Origin of the sequence: Rheinheimera mesophila, assembly GCF_000986865.1 — a bacterium.
In the GTDB taxonomy this organism is placed as follows: domain Bacteria; phylum Pseudomonadota; class Gammaproteobacteria; order Enterobacterales; family Alteromonadaceae; genus Pararheinheimera; species Pararheinheimera mesophila.
In genome coordinates this window covers 1-16,476 of sequence record NZ_LAVS01000091.1, presented here as the reverse complement: position 1 = coordinate 16,476, position 16,476 = coordinate 1, and the positions used below count along the sequence as shown (strand labels likewise).

At 45.8% G+C, this 16,476-nt stretch carries 18 protein-coding genes; 10 read left to right on the top strand and 8 right to left on the bottom strand.

Features of this window, described 5'->3' with window-relative positions; all coding sequences use genetic code 11:
• Nucleotides 1-231 precede the first annotated feature (231 nt).
• Both SD53_RS16170 and SD53_RS16165 read left to right on the top strand, forming a co-directional pair.
• Nucleotides 232-1,962 carry a M61 family metallopeptidase gene (locus tag SD53_RS16170; RefSeq protein ID WP_052749434.1) on the top strand — a complete coding sequence of 577 codons (1,731 nt, stop codon included), beginning with the start codon at nucleotides 232-234 and terminating at the stop codon, nucleotides 1,960-1,962.
• A gap of 545 nt (nucleotides 1,963-2,507) precedes the next feature.
• Nucleotides 2,508-4,601: a TonB-dependent receptor gene (locus SD53_RS16165; RefSeq protein WP_082101899.1), complete on the top strand. Its 2,094-nt coding sequence runs from the start codon at nucleotides 2,508-2,510 to the stop codon at nucleotides 4,599-4,601.
• A 116-nt stretch (nucleotides 4,602-4,717) separates the two neighbouring features.
• On the opposite strand, the gene queF is transcribed toward SD53_RS16165, so the two are convergent.
• Complete coding sequence (queF, locus tag SD53_RS16160; protein ID WP_046521236.1) at nucleotides 4,718-5,557, bottom strand: NADPH-dependent 7-cyano-7-deazaguanine reductase QueF; 840 nt, start codon at nucleotides 5,555-5,557, stop codon at nucleotides 4,718-4,720.
• A gap of 118 nt (nucleotides 5,558-5,675) precedes the next feature.
• Here queF and syd point away from each other — a divergent pair, with 118 nt between their 5' ends.
• Nucleotides 5,676-6,203, top strand: a complete 528-nt coding sequence (gene syd / locus SD53_RS16155) for a SecY-interacting protein (RefSeq protein ID WP_046521235.1) — start codon at nucleotides 5,676-5,678, stop codon at nucleotides 6,201-6,203.
• Between the two features lie 6 nt (nucleotides 6,204-6,209).
• Here the strand turns inward: syd and SD53_RS16150 are convergent, their stop codons facing one another.
• Both SD53_RS16150 and SD53_RS16145 read right to left on the bottom strand, forming a co-directional pair.
• A complete protein-coding gene (locus tag SD53_RS16150) occupies nucleotides 6,210-6,986 on the bottom strand; it encodes a Zn-ribbon-containing protein (protein ID WP_046521234.1) in 777 nt (258 codons plus the stop codon).
• Nucleotides 6,986-7,267 carry a hypothetical protein gene (locus SD53_RS16145; RefSeq protein ID WP_046521233.1) on the bottom strand — a complete coding sequence of 94 codons (282 nt, stop codon included), beginning with the start codon at nucleotides 7,265-7,267 and terminating at the stop codon, nucleotides 6,986-6,988. The genes SD53_RS16150 and SD53_RS16145 overlap by 1 nt, the downstream gene beginning before the upstream one ends.
• A gap of 170 nt (nucleotides 7,268-7,437) precedes the next feature.
• Between SD53_RS16145 and SD53_RS16140 the strand changes: the two genes are divergently transcribed.
• Nucleotides 7,438-7,806 (top strand): DUF3192 domain-containing protein, encoded by a 369-nt coding sequence (locus tag SD53_RS16140; RefSeq protein ID WP_046521232.1) that lies wholly within the window; start codon nucleotides 7,438-7,440, stop codon nucleotides 7,804-7,806.
• 57 nt (nucleotides 7,807-7,863) lie between these two features.
• On the opposite strand, the gene SD53_RS16135 is transcribed toward SD53_RS16140, so the two are convergent.
• Nucleotides 7,864-8,091 carry a DUF2789 domain-containing protein gene (locus tag SD53_RS16135; protein WP_046521231.1) on the bottom strand — a complete coding sequence of 76 codons (228 nt, stop codon included), beginning with the start codon at nucleotides 8,089-8,091 and terminating at the stop codon, nucleotides 7,864-7,866.
• Between the two features lie 126 nt (nucleotides 8,092-8,217).
• On the opposite strand from SD53_RS16135, the gene SD53_RS16130 reads away from it, so the two are divergent.
• Both SD53_RS16130 and SD53_RS16125 read left to right on the top strand, forming a co-directional pair.
• Complete coding sequence (locus SD53_RS16130; protein ID WP_046521230.1) at nucleotides 8,218-8,877, top strand: GNAT family N-acetyltransferase; 660 nt, start codon at nucleotides 8,218-8,220, stop codon at nucleotides 8,875-8,877.
• Nucleotides 8,878-8,883: 6 nt separating this feature from the next.
• Nucleotides 8,884-9,204 (top strand): Mpo1-like protein, encoded by a 321-nt coding sequence (locus tag SD53_RS16125; protein WP_046521229.1) that lies wholly within the window; start codon nucleotides 8,884-8,886, stop codon nucleotides 9,202-9,204.
• Here SD53_RS16125 and SD53_RS16120 read toward each other — a convergent pair.
• The gene (locus SD53_RS16120; RefSeq protein ID WP_241481843.1) at nucleotides 9,201-9,551 is read right to left on the bottom strand and encodes a DUF3301 domain-containing protein; all 351 of its coding nucleotides are present in this window, start codon (nucleotides 9,549-9,551) and stop codon (nucleotides 9,201-9,203) included. The two genes, SD53_RS16125 and SD53_RS16120, sit on opposite strands and share 4 nt — an antisense overlap.
• Before the next feature lie 60 nt (nucleotides 9,552-9,611).
• On the opposite strand from SD53_RS16120, the gene SD53_RS16115 reads away from it, so the two are divergent.
• Genes SD53_RS16115 through SD53_RS16105 form a run of 3 tightly spaced genes read left to right on the top strand, consistent with a single transcriptional unit; the run spans nucleotide 9,612 to nucleotide 11,210 of the window.
• Entirely contained in the window at nucleotides 9,612-9,953 is a 342-nt protein-coding gene (locus tag SD53_RS16115) for a YqcC family protein (protein WP_046521228.1), read from the top strand.
• Nucleotides 9,928-10,743: a tRNA pseudouridine(65) synthase TruC gene (gene truC, locus SD53_RS16110; RefSeq protein ID WP_046521227.1), complete on the top strand. Its 816-nt coding sequence runs from the start codon at nucleotides 9,928-9,930 to the stop codon at nucleotides 10,741-10,743. Before SD53_RS16115 ends, truC begins: the two co-directional genes overlap by 26 nt.
• 26 nt (nucleotides 10,744-10,769) lie before the next feature.
• The gene (locus SD53_RS16105; protein WP_046521226.1) at nucleotides 10,770-11,210 is read left to right on the top strand and encodes a flavodoxin; all 441 of its coding nucleotides are present in this window, start codon (nucleotides 10,770-10,772) and stop codon (nucleotides 11,208-11,210) included.
• Nucleotides 11,211-11,359: 149 nt separating this feature from the next.
• Here the strand turns inward: SD53_RS16105 and dapD are convergent, their stop codons facing one another.
• From dapD to map, 3 genes are read right to left on the bottom strand one after another with little or no spacing between them, the layout of a single operon-like run.
• Nucleotides 11,360-12,184, bottom strand: a complete 825-nt coding sequence (gene dapD, locus SD53_RS16100) for a 2,3,4,5-tetrahydropyridine-2,6-dicarboxylate N-succinyltransferase (RefSeq protein ID WP_046521225.1) — start codon at nucleotides 12,182-12,184, stop codon at nucleotides 11,360-11,362.
• Between the two features lie 4 nt (nucleotides 12,185-12,188).
• A complete protein-coding gene (gene glnD, locus SD53_RS16095) occupies nucleotides 12,189-14,813 on the bottom strand; it encodes a [protein-PII] uridylyltransferase (RefSeq protein ID WP_046521224.1) in 2,625 nt (874 codons plus the stop codon).
• 47 nt (nucleotides 14,814-14,860) lie between these two features.
• On the bottom strand, nucleotides 14,861-15,652 hold the full coding sequence (gene map, locus SD53_RS16090; RefSeq protein ID WP_046521223.1) for a type I methionyl aminopeptidase: 792 nt from the start codon (nucleotides 15,650-15,652) through the stop codon (nucleotides 14,861-14,863).
• Between the two features lie 252 nt (nucleotides 15,653-15,904).
• On the opposite strand from map, the gene rpsB reads away from it, so the two are divergent.
• A partial coding sequence (gene rpsB, locus SD53_RS16085; RefSeq protein ID WP_046521222.1) for a 30S ribosomal protein S2 occupies nucleotides 15,905-16,476 on the top strand: 572 nt, incomplete at its 3' end.

The following is a 16,476-nucleotide window of genomic DNA, read 5'->3' as shown; positions in this document are numbered from 1 at the left end:
TGAAGTTAATAAGATTGTCCCTGTCAGGACGATGGACATTAGAACAGAATTTAGCCTGAAAGTAAAAGTTAAAATGTAATAGTACAGGTGTGGTTACATTGTTTTGATCGCTTTTATTTAGCTTTTTGCAGAGGTTTATTAGCTATTTTATTGAATTTATGATTATTTTTGCTTTTTGAGTTTGGAGGTTATGGCGTGAGATTTCTGAAAGTTTTTTTTACTTTGATCATAATGAGCTGGTCTGCATTCAGTAGTGCAGAAGTAAATTACCATATTCGTATTACTGAGCCACAGCATCACCTGGCGCAGGTTCGGGCTGAATTTGATGCCACAGAGGCTGCACCTCTGACGTTAATGTTACCCGCCTGGCGCAGTGGTAAATATCAAATTCTGGATTTAGCCAAAGCGGTAACAGGCTTTAGTGCTGTGGATCAACAAGGCAACGCGGTGCCCTGGCAGAAGACTGAAAAAAGTAGCTGGACTTTGGAGCCAACAACTAAAGGCAAAGTTGTGGTGCACTATACTGTCTACGCCAACGAGCTGGCTGATCGCACCCGCCATATTGATGAAACCCATGCCTATATCAACGCCAGTGCGTTTTTGCTGTTTAGCCATCAGCAGAAGTCGCAGGCGGTAACAGTGCAATTAGAAGTGCCGCAGGGCTGGCGCTCGTTTTCTGGTATGGCAAAAGGCGATAACGAACATCAATTTGTTGCGGCAAATTATGATGTGTTGGCGGATTCTCCCATCGAGACTGGTATTAATCAGCATTTAACCTTTAGCGCCGATGGCCGTGATTATGATCTGGTGATTTGGGGCGAAGGCAATTACAACGCCAGCCAGATGCAAAAAGACTTGGAAAAGCTGGTGCAGCACACGGACGCTATCTGGCAAGGTTATCCGTATCAGCGTTATCTGTTTATCGTGCATGCCACTGACGGTGCCCGTGGTGCCACTGAGCATTTAAATTCAACCGTGATCCAAAGAGACAGATTTACCTTTGGCAAGCGTGAGGATTATCTAGCCTTTTTAAGCACGGCCTCTCACGAGCTGGTGCACACCTGGAACGTGAAAGCTTATCGTCCTGCTGAATTAGTGCCTTATGACTACCTGAACCCGAATTACAGCAAGTTGTTATGGATATCGGAAGGGTCCACCAGTTATTTCCAGAATCAGCTATTGCTGCGTGCTGGTTTGATGACCAAAGCAGAGTTTTATGCAGACCTTGCAAAGCGGCTGGATAAGTTTGTGCATACACCGGGCCGTTTAGTGCAATCAGTGTCAGAAAGTAGTTTTGATAGCTGGATCAGTTTAGGTGGCGATCATGGCACTAATTTTGGGGTGAATATTTACTCTGAGGGCTACATTGCCAGTTGGCTGCTGGACGAGCTGATTTTAAGGCAGTCAGGCCGCAAAGCCAGCTATCGTGAACTGCATAATCAGCTCTACCAACGCTTTGGTAAAACTACAGCTTTTACCGCCAAAGATGTGATAGCCATAGCGTCAGAACTGACTGGCGAAGACCAAAACCTGTGGTGGCAACAACTGATAGAAAAACCACTGAATTTTGATATCGACAGGCTTTTGGCCAGTTTCGGTTTGCAGTGGCAACAAGCAAAAGAACGTGAAATTTTTTCTGGCATAACAGCCGAAAACAAATCAGGTTTTGCTCTGGTTAACAAGGTAGAACGTGACAGCCCGGCCTGGAAGGCTGGTTTTACTTCTGAAGATTTGATTGTCGCGGTCAATGGCTTACAACTTAAAGCTGATGTAGCTGAGCGCTTGAAAGATTTTAAAGCAGGCGACAAGGTACAGATCAGTTACTTCCGTCAGGGCCGTTTACAACATCAGCCATTGGTATTGGCGGATCAAGCCAAAGGTGTTGGTCAAGTGGTGCCTGTGATCAAACCAAGCCGACAGCAAAAAGCCATGCATCAGGCCTGGTTGGGGATTGAACTCTAGCTATTGTTAGGGAGCAGTTAGTACCTTTGAGAGCAGGCTTTCGCTCTGATGCCCTGAGAAAACTTTATCGGGGCACTCACACTCTATTGGATCTCTATCTCCATCAGAAAACGTCTTATCATCAGTTTATTTAACTTCAGTTATCCCTCGAGCTTACTAACGAAGAGGAAAACAAGGGATCTTCACTGATACTTCCGTCTTGCATTTCAAATCTAAACTAAAAAGTTTAATTTGATAAATTGTTGATTATAAAAGAGTCAGTAGAGAGCCAAAAAGTTCTAGCCAGTGGCAAATTCATGCTGCCTTGCCCGTTATAAAAAGTGATTTAGAACTAACCTGATAAATATCTGAGTTCAGGCTGACTTTACAGCCCTGACATCCCCTCGGTTGACTACAAAAGGTGTAGTTTCTGACCAATAATGCAACATCAATAGATCACTCATCACTTCACTATGATCGTTTCTCAGACACTGCCGTATAATTTTGCGTTTTAAATGCGAACTATTGGTGTTAATATCTCGAAAGTATTATTTGGAGTTGTGTCGATGAGAATAAATGTTCGTTTAACAAAGATCGCGGCGTCCATCGCATTAATGACGACTGCCTCAACTGTTTTGGCTGATGATGTCCGAATTGAACATATTGAAGTAAAAGGTGAAAAGCTTAATTACAAAGTTCAGGCAACAACAACCGCGACTAAAACAAACACGCTGTTGCGTGATATTCCTCAGTCCATTACTGTCCTGACAGAACAACAGATTGCAGATCAAAGTATGCAAAGCATGGCTGATGTCGTTCGGTACGTTCCCGGAGTACAAATGTCGCAGGGGGAAGGACATCGCGATGCGCCTATCTTCCGTGGAAATATCTCGACTGCAGATTTTTTTGTGAACGGTGTCCGTGACGATGTTCAGTATCTGCGAGATTTATACAATGCAGAACGAATCGAGGTTCTCAAAGGACCTTCTGGGATGATTTTCGGTCGTGGCGGTGCTGGTGGTTTAATCAACAGAGTGAGTAAGCAGGCAAATTGGTTGGCTACCGGTGGGCTTGATTTGTCGTATTCTGCTCAGCAACAAGGCCGTGTAGCCGCTGACTACAATCATGCAGTAAATGAAGAGCTGGCTGTACGTTTGACGGGCGTGTATGAAGATTCAGATAGTTTCCGTGATTATTTTTATGCGAAGCGAAGTGGTCTTAATCCTACATTAACTTACAAGCTGACCGAGCAAACAAGTCTTGCACTGAGTTATGAATATTTTGATGATGAGCGACTGACCGATCGTGGTTTGCCATCTGATCCACGCACTAATAAACCACTTGATACCAGACGTAGTTTATATATAGGTAGTCCACAAAATAGTATTTCTACAGTAACAGTAGATGCGTTTTCAGCGACCTTAAGCCATGAGTTTGATAATGGTGCCACGCTGATCAACCAGACGCGTTACGCTGACTATGATAAGTACTACGATAATGTGTTCGCTGGGGTCTACAATCCCGAGACAGAGCTTGTATCTATCTCGTCTTATAGCAGTGCTACAGCGCGTGAAAACTTAATTAATCAGACGGATTTAACATTTGAAATTAACACTGCTGGTATTAATCACAAGCTGTTGACTGGCATTGAATATAGCAAGCAGGATACTGATAACAAACGTTTAACGGGTTATTTCTCAGATCTGGGTGTGGATATCAGCAGCACTTTGGTTCCACTCAGTAATCCGGTTTATAACGGCGCTATAACGTATCGTGCTGCAGGGAGTGATGCAGACAACTATGGCGAAGCGGTAGCAAAAGCAGTTTATCTGCAAGACCAAATGGAATTGTCTGAGCAGTGGATTGCTGTAATGGGCGTTCGTTATGATCAGTTTTCAGTTGATCTCTACAATAACAGAACGAACGTTGAGTTATCCAGCGATGATGATCTGTTATCTCCACGTGCAGGACTGATTTATAAACCTGTTACTGACATCTCAGTTTACGTTAACTACAGCAAATCCTACGTACCACGCGCAGGAGAACAATTAGCCGGGTTGTCAGTAACTACGGCAGCTCTGGAGCCTGAAGCCTTTGTTAATCGTGAGCTAGGTTTGAAATGGGACCTCAGTGATCATTTAGCTTTAACTACTGCAGTTTACAAGCTTGAGCGGACCAATGTTGCAGTCACAGATCCATCCGATCCTACAGCTCTCTTATTGGTGGACGGCCAGAATGTGAAAGGAGCTGAGTTTGAGCTCAACGGCCAGTTCATGACAGGTTGGGACTACATATTCGGCTATGCGCATCAGGATAGCGAAATAGAAGCTCCGGCTACGAGTCGCGGTAAGGTCTTGGCGCAGGTCCCACGCAACAAAGTATCCATATGGAATAAATATCAGTTTAATGAAATGTGGGGAGTAGGTCTTGGTTTCGTCGCACAATCTGATAGTTATATCGCAACTGACAATCTAGTAACCTTGCCAGGCTTTGGTCGTGTTGATGCAGCTATCTTTATTAATCCTGCTGACAAACTTCGGCTACAACTGAATGTCGAGAACCTAACGGACAAGCGTTACGCCGCATCGGCACATAATAACAACAATATTATGCCAGGTAGTCCAGTAAATGCTCGTCTGAGTATGAGTTATAAGTTCTGATCTATTTGATCTGACTTGCCAGATATAGCTGTTTTGTAAAGATAAAAAGGGTTAAACCGATATGAGGTGTTTAACCCTTTTACTTTTTGGCTTCATTTCATCTGGCTGAGTTTAGTTTACTGCCTGGTTAATCGTACATTAGGCTGATCACAAGGTTCGCTGCTGCGCAGTGGATTGATATCCAGGCCACCTCTTCGGGTGTAGCGGGCGTAAACCATTAAAAACTCAGGTTGGCACAGCTTCCACACATCCAGATAAATTCGCTCTACACACTGTTCATGAAATTCATTATGGCTTCTGAAGCTAATCAGGTATTTCAGTAAAGAGGCATGATCAATCGCCTTGCCTTTGTAATGAATGTACAGACTGGCCCAGTCGGGTTGGGAGGTGATTAAGCAGTTGGACTTGAGTAAATGTGAGTGCAGCTTTTCCTCTACCAAAGCCCCTGATGGGTTTAACTGCAGCAGCTCTGGTTTGTAGTCGTAGTGCTCCACTTCAATATCCAGATCATCAATACAACGGCCCGGCAACCAGGTGGGCTGAAAAGCCGTCAGCTCATTGACGTTGTGCAAAGTGACTTGCACAGGACCACCGGCACACGCTGATAAATCGGCTTTCATAGTACGGTACAACTGGCTGATATCAGCAAATTTACTTTGGTTTAAGCTGTTTAAGTACAGCTTAAATGACTTGGATTCAATCAGGTTGGGCGTATCAAAAGGCACTACAAATGTGGCCAACGCTACCATAGGTTTACCCTTAGGCGTCAGCCATGACAGCTCATAGCCATGCCAGGTGTCCTGACCAACAAAAGGTAATTCAGCGCCCAAACCTATAGCCTGACGGCCTAAGGTGCGCGGCACGGCTTGTAATAATTCAGGACTGTAGTGATCAATATAAGCGGTTACCTGGCCAAGTGTCAGGCCAGACAATTGCTCTGTCTGTATTTTTGTCATAGAGCCTTCTTACGGGAAGCTGGAGCTATAATGATTGCCGCTTGTTACACCAACAGCTTTGGATTACAAGGGCAATCAAGTTAGAATGGCGGCAATTTTAGCACAGAAGCGAACTACCATGCCGGGTCAATTTCATCAGCAATTTACACACTTTGTCGCGTCCTATTACGAAAAAAATCCAAAACTGATCAGTTGGGCAGATCCTGAACAGGATTCTCCTTGCCAGTATGGTGTAGTGGTCGATGGCGAAGTGCATTGGCGTCCGGTCCAAGCTGAGCCAGCGCTGGATTTATCCGCTACTCAGCAAGCGCTGGAGCTGAAGTTCCCGGCTGAGCTTGTTAGCTTTTACACCAGCTATTTTGGTGGCGGTTTAAAGGTCAGGCACCAAAGAGGAGAGCTGGAACTACTGATGAGCTGGCATCAGGCGGACTTTGAGCGGCTGCAGCAAAACATTATTGCGCATATATTGATGAAAAGACGGTTAAAACAGCGCGAAACTGTGTTTATTGCCGCCACGGATCATGATGATTATTTAATTTCAGTGTTAGTGGCGACAGGTGAGGTTTACTTAGAAAAAGTCGGAATGGAGGTAAAGGATTTACTGGCACCAGATTTAGCCACTTTTTTAACTCAGCTAAGTTTTTAACGTCACTCAACTTTGACAGTCAAAGGCGATATTCGACAGGAGTTGACAGGGCTGACAGCAAAAATCAAACAAGCCGTGCCAGCTTGTTGTTAATTTCCAGTCAGAGCCACAGCCAGGACATTTTTTCTTCGCGTCCGAAGCGCAATCTTTGCTGCTGCCACTGTACAGATAATAATAAACTGGTTTATTTAACTCTTTAGCCAAAGCTCTGGCTTGTTGATAACCTTGTTGATTTAACGCGCTGTAAAAACCCTGCACACTTTGTTCAGCACTTTTCAACAGTACTCTGCTTTCCTGCATCTGTATTTCATCCAATGCCTGATACTGCAACTGCCAGCGCACCAAAGATTCAAAATCTTCGCCGTTGGTTCTGCCTACTTTATACAAAGGCACCGGAGCAAAGTGCTCAGCACAGTACAACACGGAGTTCGTGGCAGAAAAACTACAAAATAAAATCAAAGCAGTATGAGCAGGGCAGGGATCGGTATGGTTTGACATTAAATCATCACCCAAAATACTGAGTTTTGGGTAACTTAACCCTACGTGTTGCAATTGCTCTAAGGCTTGAAGGCCTGCACTGCTATGGGATTTTTTTTCCAGTGCGTCAGGCTGTGCTAACACCACCCGGCTGAAAAAGCTGTCTTTGGCCTGATAAGTAGGGAACTCGCGACCTAAAATTTGCCCCTGAAAAATCAGCTTCTCCAAATAATAGCGAATGCCTTTTTCCGCCGCGCTAAAGCTGGTATCGGCAATAATTTTAAACTCCAGCTCTGCAACTAACATCAGATCCCCAGTTTTTTGATGATCAGATCAAGTTTGGCTTCAATCCGAGCCAAATCAGCTTTGATATCCGCAGGCAACTCGTTTTCTGCCGGCATTTGTGCGTCTGCGGCTGAGTCTGACTTTACCGCTGCGCCATTGCGCCAGGCCTGATAAGCCTGCAATAACGCCGGACTCATAGTCGCAGTGCCTAACCGGGCTTTGACCAAAGCCAGGCTAGGCTCCTTGCCCTCTTGTTGCAGCTGCGCAGCGACTTTTGCGATTTGTTGACTGAGTGATTCCATGGGATTCTCAAGTTTCACTAAAATTTAGCGAAATTTACCATTTATGTGATTGGTGTCACTAGTGTGATTTTATAAGTTATTGTTATTTATAGGTTTTAAAAGTTGGCTTGCGTTTTGCTTTTGATAGTCAACCAGTTAAAACGAATAAGTTAAAAATGAAAGGAACAACAATGAATTATGTAAAGGTATTAACAGTAGCGGCTGCGATGATGGCGTTATCTGGTTGTGTGGTGGCGATAGGTGACAATGACGAGCATGACAGCAGCAACAATTCGTCATGGAAAAAAACGCAAAAACTAAACAATCAGGTGATCAGTCAGTTAAATCTTGGCGACGAATTAGCCTCGGTGCGTGGTCAACTGGGTACTCCGGATTTCAGTGAATCGTTCCGAGACGAAGGCAATGAAACTGTAGTGCTGTTCTACCGTACTCATCATGAACACAGTGACGGCGAAACCAGCAAAGATGAATGCACCCCACTGGTTTTTAAAAATGGCGTCTTAACAGGCTGGGGCGACAAAGCCTATCGCCAACTGTAACAATCCCCGGACCAGGGAAGCACCGCCTCTGGTGGTGCTTCCCTTTATGGTTGCCGTTTATCTCAACATCAGATTTAACTGATCAATCACTTCGCTCCAGTCGGCATCCTGTTTTAAATTTTCGGTCAAAAAGCTGGCCTGAGCATCGGTCCAGAATGAGGCCTGAGCTAATGACAAATCTGCCGGAATTTTGTGGCTGGCAACGAAGGCCTTAATAGCCGAAGGGCTATTATCCAAGCCCAACTGGGCAAATAGAGTGGCCATATCATGTGTGGTCCTATCCATTTTAAGCTCCTCTGATCATTGCAAGTTTGATTAAAGTGTAGTCGCCCTACCGCCCTGCTGCATTGGCAATCTGCTGCCCTGCTGCTATGTTGATACTCAAACTACAAGACAGAACAGGAACTTACCATGCCGAATCAGCCCGCTCTTGATTTGAATCAGCTTAAAGCACAGTTATTAACTCCTGATGAACTGAGATTGGCTGCATCCTTGTTATACCAGTCTTATCATGATGATCCGGTATTTATGGATATTTTTCAGGCCGATAAAGCAGATTATGAACAACGGTTAAGAGCGGCAATACGAGAAGAACTGAATGTGTTCTGGCAGGAAGAGCAGCCTGTAATAGGTATTTTTATTGAGCAGCAACTGCTGGGAGTGGCTTGTGTTACAGAACCTGGGTCTAAGCTGAGTGGGGACAGATTCTGGCATTGGCGCCTGAAAATGCTGCTGACTGCAGGTTATGTCTCTACCAAACAATTATTGGAAAAAGAGCAACGTATTCATGCCGCCATGCCGGTACAGCATTATCATATGCTAGCTTTTATCGCTGTTGCGCCACAGTACCAACATCTGGGCTTAGGACATTATTTAATGCATGCTGTCGATTCGATTGTAGAGCAAAATCCGTCTTCTTTGGGCATAGGGGTTTTTGTCACGCTGGAAAAAAACAAAGCTTTTTTTAGTGCCGATCATTATCAGCAGGTCACAGAGTTGAATTTTAGCAAGGTCAAAGGTACGTTAATGTTCCGAGCAAGACAAAGCAGTCCGTTAACCCTGGTGGAGTAAACATAGATGTCCGGTTTTCGTAGTTTTTCCGAGTTTTATCCTTATTATTTATCAGAACATAAAGACCCCGTTTGCCGCCGCCTGCATTACATAGGATCGACTTTAGTGCTGGCGATTCTGGCCACGCTGGCGGTAACAGGTTTATGGGGCTATTGGTGGCTGATGCTAGTGGCAGGTTATGGTTTTGCCTGGGTAGGGCACTTTAAATTTGAACATAACAAACCTGCCACCTTTAAATATCCGTTTTATAGTCTGGCGGCAGATTGGGTGATGTATAAAGATTTTCTGACCGGGCAGTTGGAGCGGAAACTACAAAAACTACCTTAAATCCGATAAGGCGGTAACTGAAAGCTTAAATAACGCAAGCCGGATAAACGCAGTTCGGCCTGATAACGGCTTTCACCATCACCACTAAAATCGACCTGATAGCTGGTAAACCAGCGCCATCTGTTGTCCAGTTTCGAAAACTGATGCTTGCCTCTGGCGCATTCCAGAAACTGCAATTGCTGCTGTTTACATAAATGTTTGGCCAGCTTAATCGCGGTTTCATCCTGCTTACGCTGCAATAAAAACGCATAAACAAATGCCATACCTAACAGTAATAACCAGACAAAATCCATGACTTCTCCTTTGTTTTGAATACGCATAATGGCGATGCAGTGCTGTTTTTGCAAGGCAGCCCTGGCTCCTGCTGTGATAAAATCTAGCCAAGGCAGAGCAGGAACCGAATAAGCATGTATCTACAGGTCGCAGATTTACTGGATCAGATTGAGCGCGAATTAAAAATGGCAAACCTCTGGGCTGTGATTGCACCAAGTGAAGCGGCGATGCAAAGCACAGCGCCTTTTTTTTATGACACTATGCCACTGGAGCACTGGCTACAGTTTGTATTTTTGCCAAGAATGCGGGCTTTAGTGGAAGGGCGCTTGCCATTGCCTCAGCAAATCGCCGTGTGCCCGATAGCGGAAGAGGCTTTTAAGCATTTAGGAAGTCAGACGTTGTTGCTGATTAATCGTATTGCGGATTTGGATGAGTTATTAAGTGGTCGACGTGAGCAAAGTGTTGAACGCGCCTGAATTAACTGAGGTGCCGGTGCTGCAGATTTTGTATCAGGACGAGTTTCTGGTGGCTATAGATAAACCTGCTGGTATGTTGGTGCATCGCTCTTTTTTAGACCGGCACGAAACTGTGTTTGTGATGCAAACCCTGCGTAATCAGATTGGCCAGCATGTGTTTCCGGTGCATCGGCTCGACAGGCCAACCTCTGGTGTGTTGTTATTTGCTTTATCCGCTGATGTTGCCCGTCTGCTGACTGAACAGTTAACAGAGCAACACTGGCGTAAATTTTATCTGGCGGTGTGTCGTGGTTTTGTTAAACACTCCGGTATTTTGGATTATCCGCTGAAAGAGCAACTGGATAAAATTGCTGACAAACAGGCAAGTCAGGACAAAGACAAGCAGGAAGCGATAACAGCCCTATGGCCTTTAGCCCAGGTTGAATTGCCTATAGCTATAGGCAAATATCCGGTGGCCCGTTATTCGTTGGTGGCTTTGCAACCTTTAACAGGGCGCAAGCACCAGTTGCGCCGGCATTTATCGCATTTACGCCACCCTATAGTGGGCGATACGACGCATGGCGAGGGGAAGCATAACCGCTTGTTTGCTGAGCATTTTAACAGCCACAGGTTATTGTTAATCGCCAAACGACTGGAGTTTACGCACCCGGTCACTGGTGCCAGTGTAGTGATCGAAGCACCGATGGGTGAAGTAAAAGAATTATTTAAAGCATTCAATTGGCCTACAGAAGAGCGCTGGTACAGTAATTTTTTCCAGCGCTCAGACTTAGCAGGCCTGCCTTCTTTATAAAGCGATAGTTTTAACGCAGGAGTTGTATGAAAAAAGTATCTATTCTGGTTGGCACTGTCTATGGCGGCGCGCAGTTTGTTGCCGAAGAAGCAGAGAAAATTTTACAGCGCAAAGGTTATCTGACTCAGCTTAATCTGGAGCCTAAATTGAACGACGTATTAGCTTTTGCGCCGGACATCTGGCTGGTAATCACCTCCACGACAGGTCAGGGCGATATTCCGGATAATTTGTTGCCATTTTTTATTGATGTCAAAGACAGATTCCCGCTGTTAACAGGCAAAAAATACGCCGTGATTTCGCTTGGCGACAGCGGTTATGGCGATACCTTTTGTGGTGCCGGTAAACAGTTCGCAGAATTATTGGCGGAATTACAAGGCACAGCCATGGCACCGACTTTAGAGATAGATGCAGGCGAAACCCTGCAGCCGGAAGATTTAGCCTTGCCGTGGATAGAACAGCAGTTTTAATCAGTTCATTTGGTGTCGGGCTATGTAAATCCTAAGTAATTGGAGTTGCAACGAGGCGACAAGCGATCGAGACCCCAGGAGCATAGCGTACTATGCGACTGGGGCGAGAACGTGAAGTCAACAAAGCTGCAGCTTCAAGTACGACGGATTTAGTCGATGCTACGCAGCAGAGCGTTAATCCCTACTTTCGCGCGGGTCTGAGCATCCACCTTTTTGACGATAATAGCGGCGTACAGGCTATGAGTCCCATCTTTCGATGGGATTGAACCTGGCACTACGACAGCTCCTGCCGGTACACGGCCATAAGTAATTTCACCGGTTTCACGATCGTAAATACGGGTCGACTGGCTGATATACACACCCATAGAAAGCACTGCGCCTTCTTCGATGATTACACCTTCCACGACTTCAGAGCGGGCACCGATAAAGCAGTTGTCTTCAATAATGGTTGGGTTGGCCTGCAGTGGCTCTAATACACCACCAATGCCTACACCACCAGATAAATGCACGTTTTTACCAATCTGAGCACAGGAGCCCACAGTGGCCCAGGTATCCACCATAGTGCCTTCACCAACATGGGCGCCGATATTGACGTAGGAGGGCATCAGCACCACGTTTTTATCGATAAAACTGCCTTTACGCACTGCGGCAGGAGGCACCACACGCACGCCTTCGGCAACAAAACGTTCATGCGTGTAGTCGGCAAATTTCATTGGTACTTTATCGAAAAAGCGGTTTTCAGCGCCATCCATCACCTGATTGTCATTGATCCGAAACGACAATAACACCGCTTTTTTCAGCCATTGGTGAGTGACCCATTCGCCTGCGATTTTTTCCGCAACCCGGGCTTTGCCGCTGTCCAAAAGTTCAATAGCTGCAGTCACTGCAGCTTTAACTTCAGCAGTTACCGTAGATGGAGTAATGGATGCACGTTGTTCAAACGCGGCTTCGATAACGGTTTTTAAATCTGACAAAACTTTATCCCTCTGTCACATGAGTTAATTGTTCGACAAGAACACGGCGCAGTTGTGCTTGTTGATCGGCATCCAGCGCCTGATCCTGTCTCGTTGAAATCATAAAAAAGTCTTCGGCTTTTTCGCCTATGGTGGTAATTTTGGCGGCGTGAATACTAATCTCACATTGCTGGAATACAGAGCCTATATCAGCCAATAAACCCGGCATATCCAAAGCGGTGATTTCCACCATAGTGCGGTGTTTATTAGCCCCCGGAATAAACACTACTTTGGGCGCTATATTAAAGGGCCGCATCTGGCGGGATAAACGTTGCTTAGCCCTCGATAAATCCGGTTTGCCGCTAATGTAAGTTTCCAGCGCCCGTTTCAGGCTTTGTAAACGCGAAGGCGAGGTAACGGGTTCACCGTTTTGTTCCAGCACCACAAAGGTGTCCATCGCATAACCGTCTTTATTAGTCATGATCTGGGCATCAAAAATATTGACTTTTTTGCTGTCCAGTGCGGCCACTAAATGGGCAAATAAGTTGTCCTGATCCGGTGTATAAACAAATACTTGAGTACTGCCACGAAATGGTGTTTTATCCACCAGCACCAAAGGCTCCAGCGGATCTTTGTGGCGCAAAATATGCTCACAGTGCCAGACAATTTGTTTCGGGTTGTAGCGGGCGAAATAGTCTGCTTTGATCCGGCTCCAGAGCTGCAGTACTTCTTGTTCGGTAAATCCTTGTTTTTGCAACAGCTTCATGGCTTCAGCCTGGTTTTCACGAATGAGATCGCGTAAATCCATTGGTTTTTCCAGGCCACGGCGGAAGGCTTTTTGGGTGCCTAAATACAGTTCACGTAATAACGAGCCTTTCCAGTCATTCCACAAGTTGTCATTGGTAGCACGAATATCGGCCAGCGTCAGACAATACAAATAGTTAAGCCGGGTCTCGTCCCGCACTTTTTCAGCAAATTCAGCAATCACCGCCGGGTCGTGAATATCACGGCGCTGCGCTGTCACCGACATTAACAAATGGCTTTCCACTAACCAGGCCAGCAATTTGCTGTCAAAGTCGCTGAGCTTATGCAGCTTGCCAAATTCACGTGCATCCAAAGAGCCCAGCTCTGAGTGATCACCACCCCGACCTTTGGCGATGTCATGAAAAATACCGGCCAGATAGAGAATCTCTGGTTTTTCCATACGTTTGACTATGTCAGTGCAAAGCGGAAACTCGTTTTCAAAGCCTGCCTGTGAGTAGCGGTATAAATTTTTCAGCACGCGGTGGGTGTGTTCATCCACTGTGTAAGCATGAAATAAGTCAAACTGCATCTGACCGACAATATTGCGCCAGGCTGGCAGATAAGCGGCCAGAATACCGTGGCGGTGCATCAGCGTAATGGCTCTGTCCATACCACGCGGATGCCGCATAATGCTCATAAATAGCTGGCGGCAGGCTTCATAATCCTGCAAATCCCCCATCAGACGCCGCCGCACTAAGCGCAGTAAACGTATGGTATCTGAATGAATGCCTGTGATATTGGAGTTATTGGCGATATGCCAGAACAAGCGCAGGATATTTTCACGCCGGGCAAACACTGCATTGTCGGTCGCGCGGATTAAATGGCCGGTCAGCTCAAAAAAGTCATCCAGCTTTTGCTGTTTCAGTTTGCTTTGGCTATTAAGAATACTGCCGTCAAAATGCTGCAGCAGCATATCATTGAGCTCAGCGACCCGTTGCACCGTCTGGAAAAACCGTTTCATCATCCGTTCAACAGAGGCTTTACCATCATCACCAAAACCTAAACGTTTGGCGACAGCCGGCTGGTAGTCAAACAAGATACGGTTTTCGTTGCGGCCTGATTCAATATGCAGGGCAAAACGCATTTGCCATAAATAAGCTTCACACTCCATCAGTTCCTGGTATTCATCTTCCGTCAGGTACTGATAAGCCACCAGCTCACGCATGGTTCTGGTATTAAAGTGCTTTTTCGCCACCCAGCCTATGGTCTGGATATCCCGCAGACCACCGGGATTGGCTTTTAAATTCGGTTCCAGGTTGTAGGCTGTACCGTGGTACTGGGCATGACGCTGCTGCTGTTCGTCACGTTTGGCCTGAAAAAACGCCTGAGAAGTCCAAAAGTTATCTCTACAGACCTGGGCCTGTAACTCGTCAAACAGCTCTTTACTGCCGGTCAGCAGGCGCATTTCCATTAGGTTGGTGGCAATGGTGATGTCTTCTTTGCCTAAAGTGACAGATTCTTTCACACTACGCACACTGTGGCCGACTTCTAATCGTAAGTCCCACAGCAGGGTAATAAACTGGCTGATTTGTTCTTTTTGCTGGGCGTCGAGTTTGCTGTCGGTTAATAACAATAAATCGATATCTGAGCAGGGGTGTAATTCACCCCGGCCATAACCCCCTACGGCTATCAGACTGATCTTTTTGTGTTTATGCAGATCAAAATGCTGCCATAAAGACACCAGCACCTCGTCGATAAAACGGGCACGGGCTTTGACCAGGCTGGCGATGGTTTGATGCTCAAACGCCTGTTTTAGCCAGTCGTTAAACTCGGCAAAATGTTTTTTGTAACTGTCCAGAGTACATAAACCGGGTAAAGACTTATTAAACGCCAGCGCCATGTTCATTTGCTTTACCTCAGTGTTTAAGCGGCCACCTTCCGTCTGGTTTCGACTCAGTCGGCCGTGACTATCCGTTCTATCGTGTCGTCAGAGCGTAGCGTTAAAATTTCGCAGCCTGTATCGGTGACGACAATAGTATGTTCAAACTGCGCTGATAAACTACGATCTTTAGTCACAACCGTCCAGCCGTCTTTTAACAATTTACTATGACGTTCACCGGCGTTGATCATCGGCTCTATCGTTAAACACATACCGGTTTTTAAGGTATCACCTGTACCAGGGCGGCCATAATGCAACACCTGTGGGTCTTCATGAAAAACTTCGCCTATGCCATGACCGCAGTATTCACGTACGACGGAGTAGCTGTGTTGCTCAGCATGTTGCTGGATCACAAAACCAATATCGCCTAGACGGGCGCCGTTTTTCACTTTACGGATGCCTTTATACAGACATTCCTGAGTCACCCGAATTAAGCGTTCAGCCATGATGCTCGGTTTGCCAATCACAAACATTTTTGAGGTGTCGCCGTGGTAACCATCTTTAATCACTGTGATGTCGATATTAATAATGTCGCCGTCTTTGAGTTTTTTCTCCGGTGAAGGAATACCGTGACAAATCACCTGATTGACGGAAGTACAAATCGATTTTGGAAAACCGTGGTAATTCAGCGGGGCAGGGATAGCCTGCTGGACATTGACAATATAGTTATGGCATATGGTGTTCAGCTCTTCGGTGGTGACACCGGCTTTGACGTATGGCTCAATCATCTCTAATACTTCGGCGGCCAGTTTGCCTGCCACACGCATTTTTTCGATCTGATCTGCTGTTTTAATAATCGCGGCCATGCCATCTCTCTCTTGCTGTGAATAGCTGTAAAAATACACATTTCATTGTGTTTCAAGGGTGCTTATGGTATAAAGCGCGCCGCGATTTGGCAAATCAGATTCTGTCAAAAACGCAAAACGCAGATTAAAACTGCAATTAACTAAACAACACACATACATCGACACATAAGCCGGGGTGCTGCAACTCATTGAGTTTCAGTCGGTTTTATGGGGTGTATGGAGGCCCAACCCCATTACTAAGGAATATTTATAATGGCAAAAGTTTCTATGCGCGATATGCTCCAGGCGGGCGTACATTTCGGTCACCAAACACGTTACTGGAACCCAAAAATGAAGCCATTCATTTTCGGCGCTCGTAACCGTGTTCACATCATCAACCTGGAACAAACTGTTCCAATGATGAACGATGCTCTGGCTTTCATTCAGTCTGTTGCTGCTAAAAAAGGCAAAATCCTGTTTGTTGGTACTAAGCGCGCTGCCTCTGAAGCGATCAAAGAAGCTGCTTTGCAAGTTGACCAGTACTATGTAAACCACCGCTGGTTGGGTGGCATGCTGACGAACTGGAAAACTGTTCGCCAGTCTATCAAGCGTTTAAAAGACCTGGAATCTCAGAGCCAGGACGGTACTTTCGACAAGCTGACCAAAAAAGAAGCTTTAGACCGTACCCGTGAAATGGACAAGCTGGAAAAAAGCTTAGGCGGTATCAAAGACATGGGCGGCTTGCCTGATGTTCTGTTTGTGATCGATGCCGACCACGAACACATTGCAATTAAAGAAGCCAACAACCTGGGTATCCCAGTAGTATCTATCGTTGATACGAACTC